Genomic DNA, 21,956 nt, shown 5'->3' with positions numbered 1-21,956 from the left:
CCCTGACCCCACGATGCGTCTCGCACCGACAGACGGCTGCGGCACGGCGGTGGAGACTTGCAGCCATGGGGGAGCAGCAACGCGTCGATGCCGGGAGTGGGCAAGGCGCGCTGCGGTGGGCATGGATGCCCGGGTAATCGCAATGGGGGGAGTGACAAGGAAGTCGGTCGTCCGGTCGCATTGGGAGGTGCGGCCGGACGGCCAGTTTTCGTGGCGCACTACACTGGCGCGATGAGCATCCGCATCCTCAGGTTCGATGACAGCCGACGCCAGCCCTGGGCCAATAGCGCCGGCAGCACTCGCGAATTGATGCAGTGGCCGGGCGACGGCCAACCCTGGCAGTGGCGGCTGTCGATCGCCGACGTCGATCGCGACGCACCCTTCTCGAGCTTTCCCGGCGTCGATCGCATCCTCGTGTTGCTGAGTGGCGACGGCCTGGTATTGCGTTTTGCCGCTGTCGATGGGGAATGCGGTCGCGAGGAACGCCTGGAGTCTCCGTTCGCGATGGCACGTTTCCCTGGCGAAGCGGAATTGTCCGGCGGTCCGATCGACGGTCCCACCACCGACTTCAACCTGATGTGGCGGCGCGACAGTTTCGATGCCGAGCTGTGGGCGCGCCCGATGGTGGGGTCGATCCAGTTGTTCGCGTCACCCGGCGAAACCTGGGCGTTGCATGTCGCCGCCGGCCATGTCGATGGCGAAGACGGCTTGCATCTCGATGCTGGCGACACCCTTGTCAGCCGTAACGACGGCACCGCGCGACACCTGCGCCTCGACGGCGCAGGCACGGCCTTGCTGGTGCGCTTACAGGAACGCCAACACGAAGGCTGAGCCGGTCGCCAGCGCTGCCAGCGCGAACACGCTCATCACCATTTCCTTGACACCGCGCCCGCGTGCCCACATCCACAGGCCGGTCAGGGCGAGCAGGATCATCGCGATCGCATAGCTGTCGCTGAGCACGCGCCACCAGGTGCCACCGATGCCCTTGTGCAGCTTGTTGAACACCGCGAGCGGACTGCTGGTGCTCCACTTCACGTCGACGTTTTCGCCGCCGACCACGTATTCCGCGCTCCAGCTGTTGCGCGCGCTGCCGCCGGAGAAATTCCACTTCTGCGGGCCATCGGGACGGCCGCCTTCGCCGCCGCCGGGACGTGGCTTGCGGATCATGTCCGCGTCAAGGCCACGCGTCTGTCGCAGCCAGGTCGACATCGCTTCCGGCGACGTGCGCACTTCGGCCGGCGCGACGATCTGTTCCTTGCGCACCGGTTCGGTCTTGCCCTGCGGCCAGGCGTTGTCGCCGATGCGGTGGTTGAGCACCAGTCCGGTGATGCCGAACAGCAGCGCGGCGATCGCGCCCCAAGCGCCGATCCACAGATGGAGCTGGCGCATCCAGCGGAAGGTGCGGTGGTGACTGAAAATCTTGAAGGCCATGTGGCAAATATTCCGTTGTCGATGGCGTGGAAATCAGCTGTCGGCCCAGCGCCGCAGCAGGTTGTGGTAGATACCGGTCAGCCGCAGGGTCGTGGCGTCGTGCGCGCCGCCGCCCAGTTGCCGGATCGAAAGGTCGAGGTCGAACAAGGTCTGCCGCTGGGCATCGTCGCGCACCATGCTCTGGATCCAGAAGAACGATGCCAGCCGTGCGCCACGGGTGACAGGCGCGACGCGATGCAGGCTGCTCGACGGGTAGAGGATGAGATCGCCCGCGGGCAGCTTGACCTCATGCTCGCCGTAGGTGTCGTGGATCACCAGTTCGCCGCCGTCGTATTCCGCGGGATCGCACAGGAACAACGTGCACGAGAGATCGGAACGGACATAACCGTCGCCCGATCGCATCATCGCGCCATCGACATGGAAGCCGTACTCGCCGCCATCGGTATAGCGGTTGAAGCGCGGCGGCAACGTCTTCAGCGGCAGCGCCGCACCGAAATAGTCGGGGTTGCGCGTGAGTGCGGACAGCACCATCTGCCCGAGCTGCGATCGCAGCGGCGAAGCTTCCGGCAGCTGCTCGTTGCGCTTGGCGCGCGCGCCCTGGGGACCGACGGTTTCGCGGCCATCGGTCCAGTCCGCCGTGTCCAGCGCACCACGCAGGTGCGCCAGTTCGTCGGGGGCCAGGACGCCGGGAAGATGCAGCAACATGATGTGACGTTGTATCAGCCGCGGCTCAGAAGCGGAAGTCCGCGCTCAGCAGGAAGGTCCGCGCCGCGCCCGGCATGTAGCGGTAACCGCTCTTGTTGATCGCCGCGACGTAGTGCTTGTTGCCGAGGTTGTAGCCGTTGAGGCGCAGGGTCAGGTTGCGGTTGATCACCTGCGAGATCACGGCGTCGTAGACCGTCCAGGCCTGGGTGTAGAGCGGGGTGCCCACCGCACTGTCGGTACCACGATGCAGTTCGCCGGAATGACGCGCGCCACCACCGATGCTCAGGCCGGAATCGAAACGATAGGTCGTCCACGCGGTGAAGGCGTTGTCCGGGGTGTAGGTGAGGTTGGGCGAGCCGTCCTGCGTGGTCTTGGCACCTTCCACCACACGGGTCTTCAGGCGGGTATAGCCCGCAGAGACCTGCCAGTGTTCGTTGATGTTGCCGACTGCCGACAGTTCGATGCCTTCGATGCGCTTCTTGCCGGTCTGGGTCGGATTTCCGGCGTCATCCAGCAGCTGCGTGTTGATCTCGTTGCTGACGGTGGTGCGGAACAGCGCCGCGTTCAACGACAGGCGCTGCTGCAGGGGACTCCACTTGGCGCCGATCTCCTGCGTGCGCGCCTTCTGCGGGCGCATCGCCGGATTGTCGGCGCTGTTGTTGAGGCCGCTCAACGAGAAATTGGTGCCGCCCGGCGGCTGTTGCGACAACGCCGAGTTGGCGTACAGGCTCAGCGTTTCGTCGAACTTCCAGACCGCGCCGAGCTTCCAGTTGAGCAGTGTGCCCGACGATGAAGCATCGACGCTCGGCAGCACGGTGCCGGCCGGCTTGGTTCCGCAGAACGGTGCGCGCGTCGTCGAGCACACCGCGGATGCGACGTATTGGGTGCGGTAGCGATCGGCGCGCACGCCGCCGGTGAGCAGGAAGTGCTCGCCGAACTTCAACGTGTCGAACAGGTAGGCCGACGTCGTCGTGGTCTTGCCGCGTCCGTCCGCACCGTTGTGCGCCCAGGTCAGGCCCGTGGCGTTCCAGTCGGGATCGTAGAGATTCGCAGGCGTCCACGCGCTGCCATTGGTTGCAGCCTGTCCGAGCGCGACCTGCGTTTCACGGGTGAATTCCAGGCCCGCGGTCAGGTAGTGCTTCACCTGGCCGGTGGCGAAATCGGCACGCAGGTTCAGCTGGTCGGTGAAGATGCGGTTGTCCTGGTCCTTGAAGTTCGGCGTGCTGCGCGCCAGCGTGTAGGTGGAGAGATCGGCGGGGTTGGTCCACTTCACGTTGCCGGCCATCGGGTTGGCCGCGGTGCCGCCGGTGACCATGAACGAGGTGAGCAACAGGTCCTGCGAGGTGCGACCCCAGCGCGCGGTGTTGGTCAGCATCACCTTGTCGGAGAAATCGTGTTCGATGCGCAGCGTCGCCATCGCCGTGGTCGCATCGTCGTGGTCGGCGCGGGTGCCGTAGAAATTCTTCGGATCGACCGGATGCCCGGCCAGCTGTCCCAGTCCGGTTTGCGGCGTCCAGCTCGGCAGGCCGATGGTCGGCACGAATCCGTCCGGAGTGTTGTACTGCTTCACGTAGAGCAGGTTGATCCAGACGCGGGTATCGCCCTTCAAACCGAAGCCCAGCGACGGCGCGATGCCCCAGCGGCTGTTGTTGACGTGGTCGCGGCCGGGGACGTCGCTGTCCTGCCACATCAGGTTGAGGCGCAACGCGCTGTCGGCGCCGAGCTTCTGCTTCCAGTCGGTGGTGACGCGCTTCTGGCCGTCGCTTCCCGCCGTCACGCTGCCGGACACCGCGTCCTGCATCTGCGCCTGCTTGCTGACCATGTTGATCGAGCCGGTCGGTGCGGCACGACCGGTATCGGTGCCGGCCGGACCCTTGATCACTTCGACCTGTTCGATGTTGAAGACATCGCGCGAGACGCTACCCAGATCGCGCACGCCATCGACGAAGATGCTGTTCGAGGTATCGAAACCACGCATGCTGATGGTGTCGCCGGTGCTGGTGTTGCCGTTTTCGCCGGCATAGAAGGTGCCGACGCCGGCACTGTTGCGCAGTGCTTCGGTCAGGTTGGTCGCGCCCTGCTGGTTGAACAGGTCGCTGCTGATGATCTGCACGGTCTGCGGGGTGTCCTGCAGCGGCTGGGTGAACTTGGTCGACTGCAACTGGTCGCGCTTGATGCCGCGTTGGCCCGTGACTTCGACGCGGCCGAGCTGGCTGGCGTCGTCGCTGGATGCGGCGGGGGCGTCATTGCCGGTGGTTGCCGAGGCGGGCAGGGCGAGGGTCAGGCCGGTGGTGAGGACGGCGACGGGCAAGGCGTGCTTGCGCGACTTGATGTAGGCCATTGCGGCGATTCCGGGGTCTCTGGGACAGTCCGGAAATCATAAATGATAATTATTATCATTTGCAACAACTCAGCGGTTGTCGCGCGTCCACACCGCTCCGTTGACCACCTGCACCGGAAAGCTCGCCACCGGGGTATAGGCGGGCGGACACATGACGGCGCCGTTGCGCAAGTCGAACTTGGCGCCATGCAGCACGCATTCGATGCTGCTGTCTTCCTGGTTCACTTCGCCGGCGGAGAGGTCGAAGTCCTCGTGGGTGCAGCGATCCTCGACGGCGTAGTAATCGCCATCGAGATTGACGACGAGGATCGGGGTATCGCCGTCCCAGACCGTGCGCTTTTCGCCGGGCAGCAATTCGCCTTCGTTGCAGACGTATTCCCAGCCCTTCAGGGCGTCGTCGCTCACAGCCCCGCTGTTCACAGGGATTTCTCGAGGATCTCGAAGCGCAGGTCGTCGCGCTTCGGCAGGCCGTAGCGGGCATCGCCGTAGGGGAAGGGCTTGCGGATGCCGGTGCGGCGATAGCCGCGACGTTCGTAGAAGGCGATCAATTCGCTGCGGATGTCGATCACCGTCATCCGCATTGCCGGCAGCGACCAGTCCTCGTGGGCGACGCGTTCGGCTTCGGCCAGCATCAGCTTGCCGAGTCCGGCACCCTGCAGGTTCGGACGCACCGCGAACATGCCGAAATAGCCGGCGTCGTCTTCGTCCATCACGTGCGCGCAGGCGAGCATTTCGCCGTCGCGCTCGGCGATCAGGATGCGGCTGCGTTCGCGATCGAGGTCGGCCTGGATTCGCTCGCCATCGATGCGCATGCCGTCGAGCAGGTCGGCTTCGGTGGTCCAGCCGGCGCGGCTATCGTCACCGCGATAGGCGGACGTCACCAGGTCGACCAGTGCGGGAATGTCGCGGCGGTCGGCCGCGCGGAATTGGATGGGTTGGTTGTTCATGCCAGGAGTGTACGAACCTTGCGAAGTGCGGTGGCGAAGCGCTCGATCTCGTCTTCGGTGTTGTAGAAGGCGAACGAGGCGCGGCAGGTGGCGGAGACGCCGAAGAATTGCAGCAGCGGATGCGCGCAATGCTGGCCGGAACGCACCGCGAAGCCTTCGATGTCGAGCAGGGTGGCGAGGTCGTGGGCGTGGGCGCCCTCGATCGCGAACGAGATGATCGCGGCCTTGCCGGGCGCGGTGCCGAAGATGCGCATTCCCGGGATATCGGACAGTGCCGCAGTGGCGTGCGCCAGCAACTGCGCTTCACGGGCGTGGATCGAGTCCATGCCGATGCCTTGCAGGTAATCGACCGCAGCGCCCAGCCCGACGAAGCCGGCGATGTTGGGCGTGCCGGCTTCGAAACGGTGCGGCGGCGTGTTGAAGACGGTGCCCTCGAAGCTGACTTCCTTGATCATTTCGCCACCGCCGAGGAAGGGCGGCATCGCTTCGAGGTGTTCGCGACGTCCCCACAGCACGCCGGTGCCGGTCGGGCCACACAGCTTGTGGCCGGTGAAGGCGTAGAAATCGCATCCGATCGACGCGATGTCGACCGCCATGTGCGGAACCGCCTGCGAGCCGTCGACCACGGTGACGATGCCGCGCTTGCGCGCTTCCTTGCAGATCTCGCGTACCGGATTGACGGTGCCGAGCACGTTGCTCACATGCGCCACGCCGAGCAGCTTCACGTCGGGCGTCATCGCTGCATAAAGCGCATCGAGATCAAGCGAGCCGTCGGGACGCAGTTCCGCGACCTTGATGCGTGCGCCGGTGCGTTCGGCGATCAGTTGCCACGGCACGATGTTGGCGTGGTGCTCCATCCGCGTCAGCAGGATGGAATCGCCGGCCTTCAGTCGCGGTAGCGCCCAGCTGTAGGCGACCAGGTTGATCGCGAACGTGGTGCCGCTGCACAGCACCAGTTCGTCGGCGCGGACATTGAGGAAGGCTGCGAGCTTGCGGCGCGCGCCTTCGTAGGCTTCGGTCGCTTCGCTGCCGAGGGTATGCACGGCGCGGCTGACGTTGGCATTGTGCTGGCGATAGAAATCATCGACCGCCTCGATCACCGCCGCCGGTTTCTGCGAGGTGTTGGCGGAATCGAAATAGACCAGCGGCTTGCCGTTCACCTCGCGGGTGAGCAGCGGGAAATCGCCGCGGATCGTGGACCAGTCGGGAGTCGCCGTCGTCATGCGTTGTCGCCCGGATCGAGTTGCTTCAGTGCCGCGGACAGTCGCGCGTCGAGCAGGGTGCGAATGTCGGCGTCGTCGACCTGCGACAGCAGCGATTGCACGAAGGCGGCGGTGAGCATGCGTCGCGCCTGCGCTTCCGGCACCCCGCGCGAACGCAGGTAGAACAGCGCGTTGGCGTCGAGCTGGCCGACCGTGGCGCCGTGGGCGGCCTTCACTTCATCGGCATGGATCACCAGCACCGGCTGGGTGTCGATCTCGGCGTTGTCGGACAGCAACAGGTTGCGGTTGGAGAGTTGGGCGTCGCTGCCGTCGGCGCCGGCGTCGATGCGGATGCCACCATGCATCACCACGCGCGAGCGGCCGCTGGCGAGTCCGCGCCATTGCAGGTCGCTGCGGGTGTCGCGGGCGACGTGTTCCACCTGCAGCCGGGTTTCGATGTGGCGCTTGCCGGTGCCGAGCAGGGCGCCGTGCGCCGCGGTGGATGCTTCGTTGCCGTCAAGGCGGACGCGCAGTTCGTGGCGGCTCAGCGCCGCGCCGAGTTCGAGGTCGAAGCGGGCGTAATGGGCTTTCGTCGCGACACTGACATCGGTGTGGAGGAAGCGGGTCGCGCCATCGGGATCGGCGTTGACCCGCGCATGGCGCATGGTGGCGCCGGCGGCGAGGGAAACACGGACTGCGCCGTTGGCGAAATGCGAATGCGCACCACTGGCGATCTGGTGTTCGACCAGGGTGAGACTGGCATCGGTGCCGACATCGATGTGCAGGTGCCGATGCCAGAGTTCGGCGTCGCCAGTCGGCAGGCCCAGCTCGACGATGTGCAGCCGCGCGCTGGAAGCAGGTGCGAGCACGATCTTCGTTGCCGCCTGCGCCAGTGCGCTGCGGGTGAACGTGGACGCGCCTGCATCGGTTGCGCCATCGAGGACGACGTCATGTTCGATGGTGAAGCCATCGGCGAGGCCGGTGAGGTCGCTCAAGGCTTCGTTCAATGCGCCGTGGACGAAGACCAGGCGTGGCGTCGGAACATCCGCCACCAGTTCCGGGGATGCGGACGGGTGCGTCGCCGCGACGAATGCGCGGCGCTCCAGCACCCGCAACGGCATGCTGCGCCAGGCTTCCTCGCGCGGTGTCGGCAGCGCCGATTCGGCGACGGCGAAGGAATCGGAAAGCGCGCTCATCTCAGGCCGCCGCTTCCGGGGTGACGCGATCCTTCAGCCACGCATAGCCGTGTTCTTCCAGCTGCAGCGCCAGTTCGGGGCCGCCGGTTTCGACGATGCGGCCATCGGCCAGTACATGCACCACGTCGGGTTTGATGTAGTCGAGCAGGCGCTGGTAGTGGGTGATGACGATGAAGGCGCGATCCGGCGTGCGCAGCGCGTTGACGCCGTCGGCAACCGCCTTGAGCGCGTCGATGTCGAGGCCGGAGTCGGTTTCGTCGAGGATGGCCAGCTTCGGTTCGAGCACGGCGAGCTGGAAGATCTCGTTGCGCTTCTTTTCGCCACCGGAGAAGCCTTCGTTGACGCCGCGGTTGAGCAGGGTGTCGGGCAGGTGCAGCACCTTGATCTTCTCGCGCACCAGCTTGAGGAACTGCACGGAATCGAGCTCGGGTTCACCGCGCGCCTTGCGTTGGGCGTTCAAGGCGCTGCGCAGGAAGTAGGTGTTGTTGACGCCGGGAATCTCGACCGGGTACTGGAAGGCGAGGAAGACGCCGGCGGCGGCGCGTTCTTCCGGCTCCAGCGCCAGGAGGTCGCGGTCGTCGAAATCGACATGGCCCGCGGTGATGTCGTAGCCGTCGCGTCCGGCCAGTACGTTGCCCAGCGTGGACTTGCCGGCGCCGTTCGGGCCCATGATGGCGTGCACTTCGCCCGGCTTCACGTCGAGCGTGAGGCCCTTGAGGATTTCGCGCGCGCCAACGGAGGCGTGGAGGTTGTCGATCTTCAACATGTTCTCTGTCTCTTCGATTCTTCGTAATGCCTGGCTTCGTCTTGCTTAGCCGACGGCGCCTTCCAGCGACACTTCCAGCAATTTCTTCGCTTCCACCGCGAATTCCATCGGCAACTCGCGGAAGACCTGCTTGCAGAAACCATCGACGATCAGCGACACCGCATCCTCCTCGCCGATGCCGCGGCTGCGGCAATAGAACAGCTGGTCGTCGCTGATCTTGGACGTGGTGGCTTCGTGCTCGACGGTGGCGTCGCTGCGCTTCACTTCGATGTAGGGGAAGGTGTGGGCACCGCACTTCTTGCCGATCAGCAGCGAATCGCATTGGGTGTGGTTGCGCGCGGCTTCGGCGCCGCGTTCGACTCGCACCAGTCCGCGATAGCTGTTCTGGCCGTGGCCGGCGCTGATGCCCTTGGACACGATCTTCGATTTCGTGCGCTTGCCGACGTGGATCATCTTGGTGCCGGTATCGGCCTGCTGGCGATGATGGGTCAGCGCGACCGAGTGGAATTCGCCGACGCTGTCGTCGCCCAGCAGCACGCAACTCGGGTACTTCCAGGTGATCGCCGAACCGGTTTCCACCTGCGTCCACGTCACCTTGCTGCGCGCGCCACGGCATTCGGCGCGCTTGGTGACGAAGTTGTAGATGCCGCCAACGCCGTTCTCGTCGCCCGGATACCAGTTCTGCACCGTCGAATACTTGATCTCGGCATCTTCCAGCGCCACCAGTTCCACCACCGCGGCGTGCAGCTGGTTCTCGTCGCGCATCGGCGCGGTGCAGCCTTCGAGGTAGCTGACGTAGGCCTTGTCCTCGCACACGATCAGCGTGCGTTCGAACTGGCCGGTGTGGCCGGCGTTGATGCGGAAGTAGGTACTCAGCTCCATCGGGCAGCGCACGCCCCTGGGGATGAACACGAACGAGCCATCGGAGAACACCGCGGAGTTGAGCGCGGCGAAGTAGTTGTCGCCGACCGGCACCACGCTGCCGAGGTATTGTTGCACCAGTTCCGGGTATTCACGGATCGCTTCCGACATCGAGCAGAAGATCACGCCCTTTTCTGCCAGCTCCTTGCGGAAGGTGGTGCCGACGCTCACCGAATCGAACACGGCGTCGACGGCGACGCCGGCCAGCTTCGCGCGTTCGTGCAGCGGCACGCCGAGCTTGTCGTAGGTCTCGATCAGTTCCTTCGGCACTTCGTCCAGCGACGCGTACTTGGCCTTGGGCGCGCTGTAATAGCTCAACGCCTGGAAATCGATCGGCGCGACGTTCAATTTCGCCCAGTGCGGCATCGGCATGGTCAGCCAGTGGCGATAGGCGGACAGGCGCCACTCGGTCATCCACTCCGGCTCGTTCTTTTTCGCCGACAGCGCGCGGATGATGTCTTCCGACAAGCCCGGCGGCAGCGAATCGGATTCGATGTCGGTGACGAAGCCGGCGTCGTAACGGCGGCCCAGTTGTTCGATGATTTCAGCGTTCTGGGTATTCATGATCTGATCCTCAGGCGGTCAGGCGCACCGGGATGCCGCGCGCAGCTCGCGGCGGAGTGGATTGCGCCATGCTGGCCAGGCTCACGCCGCGCAGGGCGTCGGCGATGACGTCATTGACGCGCAGCCAGTTCACGCGCACGCCGCAGGACGTCTCGATGCCGCACTGGCCTTCGTGGATGCTGCATTCGGTCATCGCCAGCGGGCCTTCCATCGCCTCGACGATGTCGGCCAGGGTGATCGACTGCGGGTCGCGCACCAGGCGATAGCCGCCATTGGCGCCGCGCACGCTCTCGGCCAGGCCGGACTGTGCCAGCGGTTTCAGCACCTTGGCCACGGTCGACAGTTCCAGCCCGGCGCGCGCGGCCAATTCCGACGCACTCAGCACCGTGCCGGCCTCGCGGGCCAGCACCGTCATCAGGACGGTGGCGTAGTCGGTGAGCTTGGTAACGCGGAGCATGGCGGTGGCCCGGCGCAAATCAGGACCAATATTGTACTGATTCGCGCGCTGGCCTGCCAGAACGGGGTTTCCGGGCTCATCGGTGATGACGAGTGCAGCGTGGATGAGCGAGAATGCCGCTTCAACTCCTCAGGCCATCCCATGCCCAAGAAGCACCGCAAGATCGAACGCCGCAAGTCGGAGATCCACGGCAACGGCGTGTTCGCCACCGAGTTCATCGCCAAGGGCGAACGGGTCGTGCGTTACAAGGGCACGCTGCGCAGCCATGACGAAGTGGACAGCATGTACGGGGACAAGGACGAGGACGGCCATACCTTCCTGTTCACCCTCAACGACGACTACGTGATCGACGCCAACGAGGACGGCAACGTCGCGCGCTGGATCAACCACAGCTGCGCGCCCAATTGCGAGGCGGTGCAGGAAGAGAACGCCAAGGGCAAGACCCATAAGGACAAGGTCTTCATCGAGGCGATCCGCGACATCCAGGCCGGCGAAGAGCTGAGCTACAACTACGGCATCGTGCTCGACGAACCGCATACCGCGAAGCTCAAGAAATTGTGGGGCTGCCGCTGCGGCGCCAAGGGCTGCACCGGGACGATGTTGCAACCCAAGAAGAAGTAAGCCCACCCGGGCCATCGCTCGCGGCGGGTCCGCGAGCAACGCCATGACGGAAGTCATGTGACTTCAGGCAGGCGCGGATGTCATGCGCGTTCCATAAGCTGAACCCATTGCCCAGGGATCAGCTTCACGATGAAAATCCGCACGCTTTCTGCCGCGTTGTCGCTCGCCTGCATGGGAACGTCCGCCATGGCTGCGGACATCAAGATCGACGGCAAGATGGATCCCGGTGAATGGGACGGTGCGCAACATGTCACCGATTTCCGCACCGTGCAGCCCTTCACCCAGCAACCGGGCAGCGTGCCGACCGAAGTCTGGTACATGGCGACGCCGAAGGGGCTGGCGGTCGCGTTCCGCAACCACCAACCGGCTGGCGTGGAACGCCGCCGCCAGAAGACCCGTCGCGACGAGGACGCGCAAACCGATCGCGTCAACGTGATGCTCGATTTCAATGGCGACGGCAACCAGGGGTACGACTTCACGGTGATGCTGGGCGGGGGCATCGAAGACGGCACCATCACCAAGCTCGGCAATTTCAACAACGACTGGGACGGCAACTGGCTGCACGCCGTCAGTGAGGACGACGAAGGCTGGACCGCGGAAATCCTGATCCCCTGGAGCGTCGCCACCATGGGCAAGGCCCACGGCCAGACGCGCAAGCTCGGCGTGTACTTCGATCGCGTGATCGGCGTCAGCAGCGAGCGCATGGGTTGGCCGGCGATCACCTTCGAGCGCCCGCAGTTCCTCGCCAAGTTCCAGCAGATCGAGGTGCCGGCCTACAGCCAGGCGCTGCTCGCGCTCACGCCCTACGCCTCCAGCGCGTACGACATGGTCGGCCACAAGACCAAGAACAACGCCGGCATGGACGTGTTCTGGAAGCCCAACGGGCAATTCCAGCTGAGCGGCACCATCAATCCCGACTTCGGGCAGGTGGAAAGCGACGACCTGGTGGTGAACTTCAGCGCGCAGGAAAGCTTCTTCAGCGACAAGCGGCCGTTCTTCACCGAAAACCAGACGATCTTCGATTTCAACCTGCTGCTGGACAACAGCCAGCTCATCTACACGCGCCGCATCGGTGGCCCGTCGGACGATGGCAAGGGCACCGCAGACATCAATGCCGCGGTCAAGTTGAACGGCAGTTTCGGCAAGACCAACTACGGCCTGTTGTGGGCGGAAGAACGCGGTGATGCCGGTCGTTCGTTCCGAGCGGCACGCGTGACCCACGCCTTCGACGACAACACGCTGGGCGGAATGGTGACCCAGGTCGTGCACCCGTTCCTCGATCGCACCGCAACGGTGTACGCCGTGGACGACCAGTGGAAGCCGAGCGCGCATTTCACCCTGACTGCGAATGCCTCCCAGAGTGCCATCGCTGAAAACGGCAGGACCGATCGCCACAACGGCGCGACCTTCCTGGCCGAATACGAGATGAAGGACGGTTGGCGCCAGCAATGGATCGCCATGCATTTCGACAAGGGTTATGACATCAACGATTTCGGCTACCTCGGCCGCGACAACCTCAACTACGCACACTGGGAAGTCGGCAAGCGCTTCACCAATCTGCCCAAGGATTCGATCTACGCGTCGCACAACTGGCGTTGGCGCTATGACATGCTGACCACCGCGAACGGCGACGTCGTGCTGCAGCGCGAGTTCCGCATCCAGCGCAACAGCCAGCTGCGTGACGGCGGCAGCCAGATGTTCCTGGTCAATCTGCGCACGCCGGCCCACGACGATTCACTGACCTTCTACCACGACATCGTGCGGATCACCCCGGGTTATTACGCGACCTTCGACCACGAGCCCGGGCGCCGCGGCAACTGGCAGTGGTGGACGACGCTGGAATCCGCCTACGGCATGGGCGTCGATCCCAAGCGCCGGCCGATGTACAGCGTGACGCTGGGCTCGCGCTATTTCTTCAGCGACTCACTCAACGCTCAGGCCAGCCTGTTTGCATTGCGCGACGGCGAGTGGTTGCTGTGGCAGCACGACAACCTGCTCGGCATGTACGACCGTCGCCAGTTGCAGCTCTCCGCTGCGTTGAACTGGAACATCAGCCCCAAGCAGGAATTGCGCGTCAAGTTGCAGGCGATCGGCCTGACGGGAAGCGCGCGCAAGTCCTTCCGCGTGCAGCCGGACACCAGCGCCGTGGTCAGCGGCGAATATCTCGCGCCGTTCAACCTGCACACGCTGGGCTTCCAGATCCGCTATCGCTACGAACTGGCGCCGCTGTCGAACATCTACGTGGTCTACGGCCGTGGTGGCTATGACCAGGGCGAACTGTTCACCGATGCGCCGGGCGAATTCCGCCGTGCCTTCAACCTGCGCGACACCGAAATGCTGATGGTGAAGCTGGCCTACCGTTTCGAGCTCTGATTGCAGTCATGGCAGAGGGGCTATCGCCAGGGATGGCGAAGCTGCAATCAGGGCCGTTTTATTCAATCGTCTTTCTGCAGGCGCGCCGACTGGATGCGCCATTTGCGCTGTTCGGCGCTGGCGCCGTCGACCACGCTGCGGCGCAGGACGTAACTGCCGCTATAGGTGCTGCTGCCTTGGTCGCGGCGGGTGGCGATGACCCGCACCGGGATTTCGAGGTAACGGCTGCCGGCGGCGGCATCGACCGTGGAGGGGCGCTGGATGTCGACGGAGTCGCGCGCGGTATCGGCGAAGCCATCGCTGAACTGCTGCAGGGTCTTGCCGCTGGCCGCGCCGTGGTCGCTCCATAGCGCGTAGGCGCGATCGTAGGCGCCGCGATTGATGGCGTCGTAATAGTCGCGGACCACCCGCATGCCATCGTCGATGGTCGGCTCCGCGGTGTCGCCGATCACCATGCCTTGCGCACCGTTTTCCGCCGATGCAGCGGGCGTTGCCGGAGGTGGGGTGGCGTCGTCGTCGGTCGATGGCGGCAGTGTCGCCGGATCCGTGGTGGGTGCAGCTGCCGTGGCGACCGCATCCGGAGCGACAGCCGCGGGCTGCATGCGCGCATCCGGCATTCCGGTGATCGGGCGGCCATCGGCTTGCGGGCGCGGCAATGGTGGCCGCGGCGTGTCGGGGTCGTCGGATGTCGCCACGCCGGTGCCGGTCGGCTTGTTGCCGTTGCAAGCGACAAGCGGCAGGGCGACGAGCGCGATCAACGCCAGCCGAAGCGGCATCTCCACCCTCATTTGCCACTCCCGAGTTTGACCTGCAGGCCGGACGCGGTGACGTCGATGTTGGCGATGCTGCGTCCGCGCAATTTGTCCTGGTCGGATGCACTGAAGCGGTAGACCGGATCGTTGCGCGCTTCGTCCTGCAGCCATTGGTTCAACAACGATTCGATCGCGCCCTGGCCCATGCCGGCGAAGGCGGGGATGTCGGCGCGCTCCACCATCGGCGCGTCCAGCATCAGGGCCATTGCGGCGGGATCGAAACGCAAGCCGCTGCTGATGGTGAAGTGGCCGCGTGGCGTCGACGGATCGGAACCGAAGGCGGCGACGCCAGCGTCGAAGTCCAGCTGGAGACGGTGGCGTTCCGGTTGCAGACGCAGGCGCGGATGCATGACGCGCACGCTGACCATGCCGCCGAGCTTGCGGTAATCGCGCGGGAAGCGGCGGTCGAGTTGCGACTGCAGTTGCTCGGGCGACACCGTGACCCGGTTGGACAGCAGGTCGCCGACGGTGGAGCAGGCGACCAGCGCCAGCGAAAGCAGCGCCGCGATCGCCAGCCGGAATGTGAGACGACGGGGCATGCGGATCGGTTTCCGTTGTGCGTTGCGATGTGGGCGAGGATGCGCGCGGATGGATGAACGCGATCCCACGGACATGAAAAAAGCCGGCACTGGGCCGGCTTTTTTCTGCGTCGCGGCAAGAATCAGGCCGCGGCGTCCTTCAGCTTCTTGAGCGGACGAACCTTGACCTTCGTCGACTTCGGACGGGCCTTGAACGTGACCTCTTCCTTGGTGAACGGGTTGATGCCCTTGCGTGCCGGACGGGCCGGAACTTCCACGGCGGTGATCTTGAACAGACCCGGCATCGTGAAGGAGCCAGTGCCCTTCTTGTTTACCGAAGCGTGCACGGTGCTTTCCAGCGCAGCCAGGACGGCGCGCACGTCGCGCGACGCGACGCTGGTGAACTCGGCGATGTGCGCGACCAGACCCGACTTGGTCAGGGCTTCCTTGATCGGCTTCATCGTGGCTGCCTTGGGGGCAGCTTTGGCGGCCTTGGTGGCCTTGGCAGCTTTGGCTTTCTTCGTGGCCATGTGTTTTCGCTTTCCTCAGAAAAGTGTGGAATTTGGTTGCGCGGTTGCGACCGGCAACCAACTGTATTGCATGTAAACCGCGTCGCCAAGCCCCGTGGTGAACTTTTTTGCCTTGTTTTTGCGGGGCGGAATCGTCCGGGTGGAATCGCGGGCAGTGATTGCCGCGTGAATGCGTGACGGAGGAAACGGAAGCCACGCTTCCGCGACTTGAAGTATTGGATGAAGAATGCCGTCCGAAGACGCCGTCGCGACTCAGCGCCAGTCGAGTTCGCCGCGGATCACCGTGCACACGCGACCGCCCGACCACACGTCGCCGTCCGCATCGACGGTGAGTTCGATGATGGCGTCGTGGCCGACTTCGCGGCCCTGGCTGATGCGATAGAAACCGCCGGGACCGGGCAGCGCGTCGCGCTGCGCCAACCATGCAGCGAGCGTCGCGTTGGCCGCGCCGGAAGCGGCATCCTCGAATTGCGCGGGGGCGCCCACCCAGGCGCGCACCGCGAGGTAATAGACCGGATCGCTGCTGCGCGCGAACGCGCACAGGCCCATGCTGCCGGTGCTTTCGGCGAGTTTCGCGATCGCGTCCCAGTTCGGCGTCGCCGCGCGAAGTGTGGCTTCGTCCGCGATTTCGGCCAGCCACCAGCGGCGTCCGCCATCCATCAATGCCGGCGGCAATGCGCCCAGCGGCAGGTTGGCGAGGACATCGCGCAGGCGTGGATCCTCGGCGTTGGCGGTTTCCAGCAGGCGTGCGCGAGGCGTGCGCACGGCGATCGTGCGTTCGGCGCCATGGCCGGCAACGCGCAGCGGCAGGGCACCGGCGATGCCGTCCTGCACCAGCAGTCCGTCTTTCGGTTCGGCAAGCCCGGCTTCGAGCACGGCGTGGGCGGTGCCGACGCTCGGGTGGCCGGCGAAGGGAACTTCGCGGCGCGGGCTGAAGATGCGCAGGCGATAGCTGGTGCCGGGCTTGTCCGGCGCCAGCACGAAGGTGGTTTCCGGCAGGCGCGTCCAGCGCGCGATGTCCTGCATGGTGGCGTCATCGAGGCCGTCGGCATCGAGCACGACTGCGAGCGGGTTGCCGGCGCCGGGGCGATTGGCGAAGACGTCGACCTGGGTGAAGCGCCGACTTTGCAGAGAAGAAAAAGACATGAAGGATCCGGGGGAATAACGCGGGTAATTCGCTAGAATCGAGGGTTCACGCCCACAGTCGGGCACAGGATGAGTGTAATGCCGCAGATCGCCTCCCAGCCGCGTTGGATCGTACTGAAGTTCGGCGGAACTTCAGTGTCGAAACGCGAGCGCTGGGACACGATCGGGAAACTGGCGGGCGAACGCCGGGCCGAAGGCGCGCGCGTGCTGGTGGTGGTGTCGGCACTGTCGGGCGTCACCAACCTGCTGCAATCGGTGGCCGAAGGTGGCGGCAATGGCGCGGAGGTCTTCGCCCAGCTGGACGTCCGCCATCGCGATTTCTGCACGAACGACCTTGGCCTCGATGCCGATGCGGTCATCGGCGAGCGCCTGGCGCATCTGCGCGGGTTGCTGGTCGACGACAAGCGCGCGGCGACCCGCGAGCTCGAGTGGCAGGCGGAAGTGCTGGGGCAGGGCGAACTGATGTCGTCGACGCTCGGCGCCGCCTACCTGAGCAGCCGCGGCATGGGCATGCGCTGGGTGGATGCGCGCGAGTGGTTGAACGCGTTGTCGCTGCCCAACGAAAGCCCGTGGTCGGCGCGGCTTTCGGTCAACTGCGAAATCACCGCCGACGCCGGCATGCGCGAACGCTTCCACGCACAGGCGGGCGATCTCGCCATTACCCAGGGCTTCATCGCTCGCCACGCCGATGGCGGCACCGCCATCCTCGGCCGCGGTGGTTCCGATACCTCGGCGGCGTATTTCGGTGCGCTGCTCGGCGCCGAGCAGGTGGAGATCTGGACCGACGTGCCGGGCATGTTCAGCGCCAATCCGCGCGAAGTGCCGGATGCGCGCCTGCTGGCGCGGCTCGACCACGCCGAGGCGCAGGAAATCGCCACCACCGGCGCCAAGGTGCTGCATCCGCGTTCGATCGCGCCCTGTCGTGAAGCCGGCGTCACCATGCGCATCCTCGACACCGGCAACCCGCACCTCGACGGCACCCGCATCGACGCCAGCGGCCGCACCGTGCCCGGCGTCAAGGCGGTGAGCCGCCGCAACGGCATCGTGCTGGTGTCGATGGAAACCATCGGCATGTGGCAGCAGGTCGGCTTCCTTGCCGACATCTTCGATCGCTTCCGCGCGCACGGCCTGTCGATCGACATGATCGGTTCGTCGGAAACCAACGTCACCGTGTCGCTCGATCCCAGCGAAAACCTGGTCAATACCAGCGTGCTGGCGGAACTCTCCGCCGATCTCGCCCAGGTGTGCCGGGTGAAGGTGATCGCGCCGTGCGCGGCGATCACCCTGGTCGGGCGCGGCATGCGTTCGCTGCTCGACCGCTTGTCCGGCGTGTGGGCGACGTTCGGGCGCGAGCGCGTGCACCTGATCTCGCAGTCGTCGAACGACCTCAACCTGACCTTCGTGGTCGACGAATCCGACGCCGACGGCATGATCCCGGCGCTGCACGCGGAACTGATGCGCAGCGGCGCGATGCCGGTGCACGAGCCCGGCGTGTTCGGTCCGAGCTGGCAGCAGCTGGTAGCGCCGCGCGCGCCGCGACCGCAGCCGTGGTGGGTACAGGAACGTGCGCGCCTGCTCGACATCGCGGCGCGCCATACGCCGGCCTATGCCTACCACCTGCCGACCGTGCGCGAACGCGCGCGTGCGCTGGCCGCGATTCCCGCGATCGACAAGCGCAGCTATGCGATCAAGGCCAATCCACACCCGGCGATCCTGCGCGCGCTGGTTGAGGAAGGTTTCGGCCTGGAATGCGTGTCGCAGGGCGAACTCGAACATGTCTTCGCATCGGTGCCGGGATTGAAGCCGGAGCAGGTGCTGTTCACTCCGAATTTCGCGCCGATCGACGAATACCGCGTGGCGCTGGAGCGTGGCGTCATCGTCACCGTCGACAACGTCGAACTGCTGCAACAGTGGCCGGAAGTCTTCCGCGGCAAGTCGCTGTGGCTGCGCATCGACCTCGGCTACGGCGACGGCCACCACGCCAAGGTCACCACCGGCGGCAAGGACGCCAAGTTCGGGCTGTCGACGCAGCGCTTCGACGAGTTCGTCGATCGCGCGCGCGCGATCGACGTGCGCATCACCGGCGTGCACGCGCACCTTGGCAGCGGCATCGAGACCATCGGTCACTGGAAGGGCATGATCGATGCGATGGCCGGTTTCGCGCGCCGCATCGGCAGCGTGGAAATCCTCGACATCGGCGGCGGCCTGCCGATTCCCTATCGCCCCGACGAGGATCCGTTCGATCTCGCCGCGTGGTCGCAGGGGCTGTCGGAGATGAAGGCGGTGCATCCGGCGTTCAAGATCGCGATCGAGCCGGGCCGCTATCTGGTGGCGGAGGCGGGTGCGCTGCTGACCCACGCGACGCAGGTGGTGGACAAGGATGGCGTGCGCCGCGTCGGTCTAGATGCCGGCATGAACACCCTGATCCGTCCGGCGTTGTACGACGCCTGGCACGGCATTGCCAACCTCAGCCGACTCGGTGACGGCGACGAGCGATTGTTCGACGTGGTCGGCCCGATCTGCGAATCCAGCGATCTGTTCGGCAAGGAACGCAGCCTGCCGCGCGCGACCGCAGCGGGCGACGTGATGGTGATCGCCGACGCCGGCGCCTACGGCTACAGCATGGCCAGCACCTACAATATGCGTCATTTGCCGCATCAGGAGATCATTGAATGACAGCGTGGGCCTTCCAGCGCGATTCCATCCGCGCCTTCCGCTTCGTCGATTGCGGCTTCGATCCGCAGACCGGCGTCGCCAGCCTGCGCTACGCCTTCGATGACAGCCCGGTCCTGACCGAGACGGTCACCATTCCTGGTGCGCCGTTCGTACTGGACAATGCCCGCAAGCGCGCAGTGGATGCGGCGACGCGTCTGCTGCACCTGATCGCCGGCGTCAGCTATTACAAGGCGGCCGTGCCGGAGGAGATCCGCATCGAGAACGGGCCGATCGATGCATCGGTCGCCGAGTATCTCGAGAGCGTCTACCTCAATGGCCTCGGCGAGTTCGCCTATCGCAATGGCCTGAGCCTGCATGGCCGCATCCGTTTTCCGCATTCCGATGCGTCTTCGCAGCCGGCGCCTGCGCTTGGCTTGCGCGAACATGCGCTGGTCGCGATCGGCGGCGGCAAGGATTCGCTGGTGTCGATCGAAGCGCTGCGCTCGGCTGGCATCGCCCAGACGGTGACCTGGGTCGGTGGCTCGCAGCTGATCGCGCAATGCGCGGCGCGCACCGGCCTGCCGACGCTCAACATCGGCCGCCAGATCGCGCCGGAACTGTTCGAGCTCAATCGCCAGGGCGCGTGGAACGGCCACATCCCGGTGACCGCGATCAATTCCGCGATCATGGTACTGGCGGCGTTGCTGGGCGATGCCGACCAGGTGGTGTTCTCGAACGAACGTTCCGCCAGCTACGGCAGCCTGATCGAAGGCACCGGCGAGGTGAATCACCAGTGGTCGAAGGGCTGGGCGGCCGAACAGGGGCTGGCAAAGGTCGTGCGGGAAACCGTCGCTGCCGATCTCCGCTACTACTCGCTGCTGCGTCCGTTGTCGGAGCTCGCGGTGGCGCGCCAGTTCGCCAGGAACGACCATTACGACGCCTGGTTCTCCAGCTGCAATCGCAATTTCCACCTGCTCGGCGAAAAGCCGACGCAGCGCTGGTGCGGCGTCTGCCCGAAATGCCACTTCGTCTTCCTCGCGTTGGCGCCGTTCGTGCCCAAGCCGAGACTGGTCGGCATCTTCGGCCGCAACCTGCTCGATGATCGCGACCAGATCGCCGGTTACGACGCGCTGCTGGAATACCGCGATCACAAGCCCTTCGAATGCGTGGGCGAGGGCGGCGAATCGCGCGCGGCGATGGCGGCGTTGTCGGATCGCTCCGAATGGCGCGAGGACGAAATCGTCCAGCGTTTCCGCAACGAGATCCTGCCGCAATTGGCGGGCGACAATCTCGCCATCGAACCGCTGCTCGAATTGAGCGGCGAACACGGCATTCCCGAATCCGTCTGGGCGCGCGTGCGTGGGCCATTCTCTGCTTGACGGCAAACGCGTCGCGCTCTGGGGCTGGGGGCGCGAGGGCAAGGCGACCTATCGCGCCTTGCGTGCCGCGCCGTTGGCTGGCGGCGATATCCGCTATCCCGATGCGCTGACGCTGTTCTGCAATGCGCAGGAAGCCGAGGATGCCCGCGCGCTGGGCGACCCCCTGCTGCGGATCGATACCGAAGTCGATGGCGAGCGCCTCGCCGCCTTCGACGTGGTGATCAAGTCACCGGGCATCAGCCCCTACTCGGAAATCGCGCGTGCGGCGCAGTCGCGTGGCACCCGCTTCATCGGCGCGACCCAGTTGTGGTTCGCCGAGCGCCGCGATGCCGACACCTTGTGCGTGACCGGCACCAAGGGCAAGAGCACCACCACCGCGATGCTGGCGCACCTGCTGCGCGCGGCCGGCAGGCGCACCGCGCTGGTCGGCAACATCGGCGCGCCGCTGATGGAATTGATCGACGGACAGGCCGATGCCTGGGCGATTGAACTCAGCAGCTACCAGACCCGCGATGTCGCCGAGAGCGGGGCGCATCCGCATCTCGCCATCGTGACCAACATCTACCCGGAGCATCTCGACTGGCATGGCGGGCAGGAACGCTATGTCGCCGACAAGTTGTCGCTGGTGACGGAAGGGAAACCGCGCATCGCCGTGCTCAATGCCGTCGATCCGATCCTGGCGCAGTTGCAACTTCCCGACAGCAAGGTGGTGTGGTTCAACCATGCCGATGGCTGGCACATGCAGGGCGACGTGATCCATCGCGGCGATATGGCGATCTTCGATACCTCGAACCTGCCGCTGCCCGGCGCGCACAACCGCAGCAATCTGTGCGCGGTGCTGGCCGCGCTGGAAGCGATCGGACTTGATGCCGCGGCGCTGGCGCCGCACGCCGCGAGCTTCCAGCCGTTGCCGAACCGACTGCAGGCGCTAGGGGAACGCGATGGCATCCTCTACGTCAACGATTCGATCAGCACCACGCCGCATGCGACGCTGGCCGCGCTCGATCTCTATCGCGAACGTCCGACGGCGGTGCTGATTGGCGGTCATGACCGCGGGCTCGACTGGCACGACTTCGCCGAGGCGATGCGCACGCACGCGCCGCGCGCGATCGTGACGATGGGGCAGAACGGTCCGCGCATCCACGAGCTGCTGGCGCCGATCGCGGGGGAAGGCGGGTTCGCCCTGGCGCAGGCGCGCGATCTCGAAGACGCGATGCGGATCGCCCGCGATGCGTTGGAAGGCGGTGGCGTGATGCTGCTGTCGCCGGGTGCGCCGAGTTTCGGCCCGTATCGCGATTACGTCGCGCGTGGCCGCCATTTCGCGGAGCTGGCCGGTTTCGATCCGGAACGCATCAGCGCCATTCAGGGCATGGGCATCGCCTGACCCGGATC

The 21,956-nt window shown here is 65.5% G+C and carries 20 protein-coding genes; 6 read left to right on the top strand and 14 right to left on the bottom strand.

What is annotated here, in order from left to right; genetic code table 11:
• Positions 1–231 precede the first annotated feature (231 nt).
• Complete coding sequence (locus ABE093_RS03570; RefSeq protein ID WP_430759466.1) at positions 232–831, top strand: HutD/Ves family protein; 600 nt, start codon at positions 232–234, stop codon at positions 829–831.
• Here ABE093_RS03570 and ABE093_RS03565 read toward each other — a convergent pair.
• From ABE093_RS03565 to ABE093_RS03520, 10 genes are all read right to left on the bottom strand, one after another.
• Positions 805–1,431 carry a PepSY-associated TM helix domain-containing protein gene (locus ABE093_RS03565; RefSeq protein WP_430759465.1) on the bottom strand — a complete coding sequence of 209 codons (627 nt, stop codon included), beginning with the start codon at positions 1,429–1,431 and terminating at the stop codon, positions 805–807. The two genes, ABE093_RS03570 and ABE093_RS03565, sit on opposite strands and share 27 nt — an antisense overlap.
• A gap of 33 nt (positions 1,432–1,464) precedes the next feature.
• A complete protein-coding gene (locus ABE093_RS03560) occupies positions 1,465–2,136 on the bottom strand; it encodes a Fe2+-dependent dioxygenase (protein ID WP_430759464.1) in 672 nt (223 codons plus the stop codon).
• Between the two features lie 25 nt (positions 2,137–2,161).
• Entirely contained in the window at positions 2,162–4,477 is a 2,316-nt protein-coding gene (locus ABE093_RS03555; RefSeq protein ID WP_430759463.1) for a catecholate siderophore receptor Fiu, read from the bottom strand.
• 69 nt (positions 4,478–4,546) lie between these two features.
• Positions 4,547–4,882 (bottom strand): non-heme iron oxygenase ferredoxin subunit, encoded by a 336-nt coding sequence (locus ABE093_RS03550; protein ID WP_430759462.1) that lies wholly within the window; start codon positions 4,880–4,882, stop codon positions 4,547–4,549.
• An 11-nt stretch (positions 4,883–4,893) separates the two neighbouring features.
• Positions 4,894–5,424, bottom strand: coding sequence for a GNAT family N-acetyltransferase (locus tag ABE093_RS03545; RefSeq protein WP_430759461.1), 531 nt, complete (start codon positions 5,422–5,424; stop codon positions 4,894–4,896).
• Positions 5,421–6,647, bottom strand: a complete 1,227-nt coding sequence (locus tag ABE093_RS03540) for a cysteine desulfurase (protein ID WP_430759460.1) — start codon at positions 6,645–6,647, stop codon at positions 5,421–5,423. The genes ABE093_RS03545 and ABE093_RS03540 overlap by 4 nt, the downstream gene beginning before the upstream one ends.
• A complete protein-coding gene (sufD, locus tag ABE093_RS03535; protein WP_430759459.1) occupies positions 6,644–7,822 on the bottom strand; it encodes a Fe-S cluster assembly protein SufD in 1,179 nt (392 codons plus the stop codon). The genes ABE093_RS03540 and sufD overlap by 4 nt, the downstream gene beginning before the upstream one ends.
• Before the next feature lies 1 nt (position 7,823).
• Positions 7,824–8,588, bottom strand: coding sequence for a Fe-S cluster assembly ATPase SufC (gene sufC / locus ABE093_RS03530; RefSeq protein ID WP_430759458.1), 765 nt, complete (start codon positions 8,586–8,588; stop codon positions 7,824–7,826).
• A 45-nt stretch (positions 8,589–8,633) separates the two neighbouring features.
• Positions 8,634–10,073, bottom strand: coding sequence for a Fe-S cluster assembly protein SufB (sufB, locus tag ABE093_RS03525; protein ID WP_430759457.1), 1,440 nt, complete (start codon positions 10,071–10,073; stop codon positions 8,634–8,636).
• 10 nt (positions 10,074–10,083) lie between these two features.
• Positions 10,084–10,530: an SUF system Fe-S cluster assembly regulator gene (locus tag ABE093_RS03520; protein WP_430759456.1), complete on the bottom strand. Its 447-nt coding sequence runs from the start codon at positions 10,528–10,530 to the stop codon at positions 10,084–10,086.
• Positions 10,531–10,671: 141 nt separating this feature from the next.
• On the opposite strand from ABE093_RS03520, the gene ABE093_RS03515 reads away from it, so the two are divergent.
• Positions 10,672–11,151, top strand: coding sequence for an SET domain-containing protein (locus ABE093_RS03515; RefSeq protein WP_430759455.1), 480 nt, complete (start codon positions 10,672–10,674; stop codon positions 11,149–11,151).
• Between the two features lie 186 nt (positions 11,152–11,337).
• The gene (locus ABE093_RS03510) at positions 11,338–13,524 is read left to right on the top strand and encodes a DUF5916 domain-containing protein (RefSeq protein WP_430759454.1); all 2,187 of its coding nucleotides are present in this window, start codon (positions 11,338–11,340) and stop codon (positions 13,522–13,524) included.
• A gap of 62 nt (positions 13,525–13,586) precedes the next feature.
• Here ABE093_RS03510 and ABE093_RS03505 read toward each other — a convergent pair whose 3' ends face one another.
• The 4 genes from ABE093_RS03505 to ABE093_RS03490 form a co-directional block, all read right to left on the bottom strand.
• The gene (locus ABE093_RS03505) at positions 13,587–14,300 is read right to left on the bottom strand and encodes a hypothetical protein (protein WP_430759453.1); all 714 of its coding nucleotides are present in this window, start codon (positions 14,298–14,300) and stop codon (positions 13,587–13,589) included.
• Positions 14,301–14,308: 8 nt separating this feature from the next.
• Complete coding sequence (locus ABE093_RS03500) at positions 14,309–14,875, bottom strand: hypothetical protein (protein WP_430759452.1); 567 nt, start codon at positions 14,873–14,875, stop codon at positions 14,309–14,311.
• Between the two features lie 122 nt (positions 14,876–14,997).
• On the bottom strand, positions 14,998–15,384 hold the full coding sequence (locus ABE093_RS03495) for an HU family DNA-binding protein (protein ID WP_430759451.1): 387 nt from the start codon (positions 15,382–15,384) through the stop codon (positions 14,998–15,000).
• Positions 15,385–15,636: 252 nt separating this feature from the next.
• On the bottom strand, positions 15,637–16,515 hold the full coding sequence (locus ABE093_RS03490; protein WP_430760077.1) for a PhzF family phenazine biosynthesis protein: 879 nt from the start codon (positions 16,513–16,515) through the stop codon (positions 15,637–15,639).
• A 93-nt stretch (positions 16,516–16,608) separates the two neighbouring features.
• Between ABE093_RS03490 and ABE093_RS03485 the strand changes: the two genes are divergently transcribed.
• The 3 genes from ABE093_RS03485 to murD are packed head-to-tail and all read left to right on the top strand — an operon-like array spanning position 16,609 to position 21,948.
• The gene (locus ABE093_RS03485; RefSeq protein WP_430759450.1) at positions 16,609–19,206 is read left to right on the top strand and encodes a bifunctional aspartate kinase/diaminopimelate decarboxylase; all 2,598 of its coding nucleotides are present in this window, start codon (positions 16,609–16,611) and stop codon (positions 19,204–19,206) included.
• Entirely contained in the window at positions 19,203–20,564 is a 1,362-nt protein-coding gene (murL, locus tag ABE093_RS03480; protein ID WP_430759449.1) for a UDP-N-acetyl-alpha-D-muramoyl-L-alanyl-L-glutamate epimerase, read from the top strand. Before ABE093_RS03485 ends, murL begins: the two co-directional genes overlap by 4 nt.
• Entirely contained in the window at positions 20,545–21,948 is a 1,404-nt protein-coding gene (murD, locus tag ABE093_RS03475; protein WP_430759448.1) for a UDP-N-acetylmuramoyl-L-alanine--D-glutamate ligase, read from the top strand. Before murL ends, murD begins: the two co-directional genes overlap by 20 nt.
• The last annotated feature ends 8 nt before the right edge of the window (positions 21,949–21,956 follow it).

Origin of the sequence: Solilutibacter silvestris, assembly GCF_050574925.1 — a bacterium.
In the GTDB taxonomy this organism is placed as follows: domain Bacteria; phylum Pseudomonadota; class Gammaproteobacteria; order Xanthomonadales; family Xanthomonadaceae; genus Solilutibacter; species Solilutibacter silvestris_A.
This window is presented reverse-complemented; position numbering and strand designations above follow the sequence as displayed.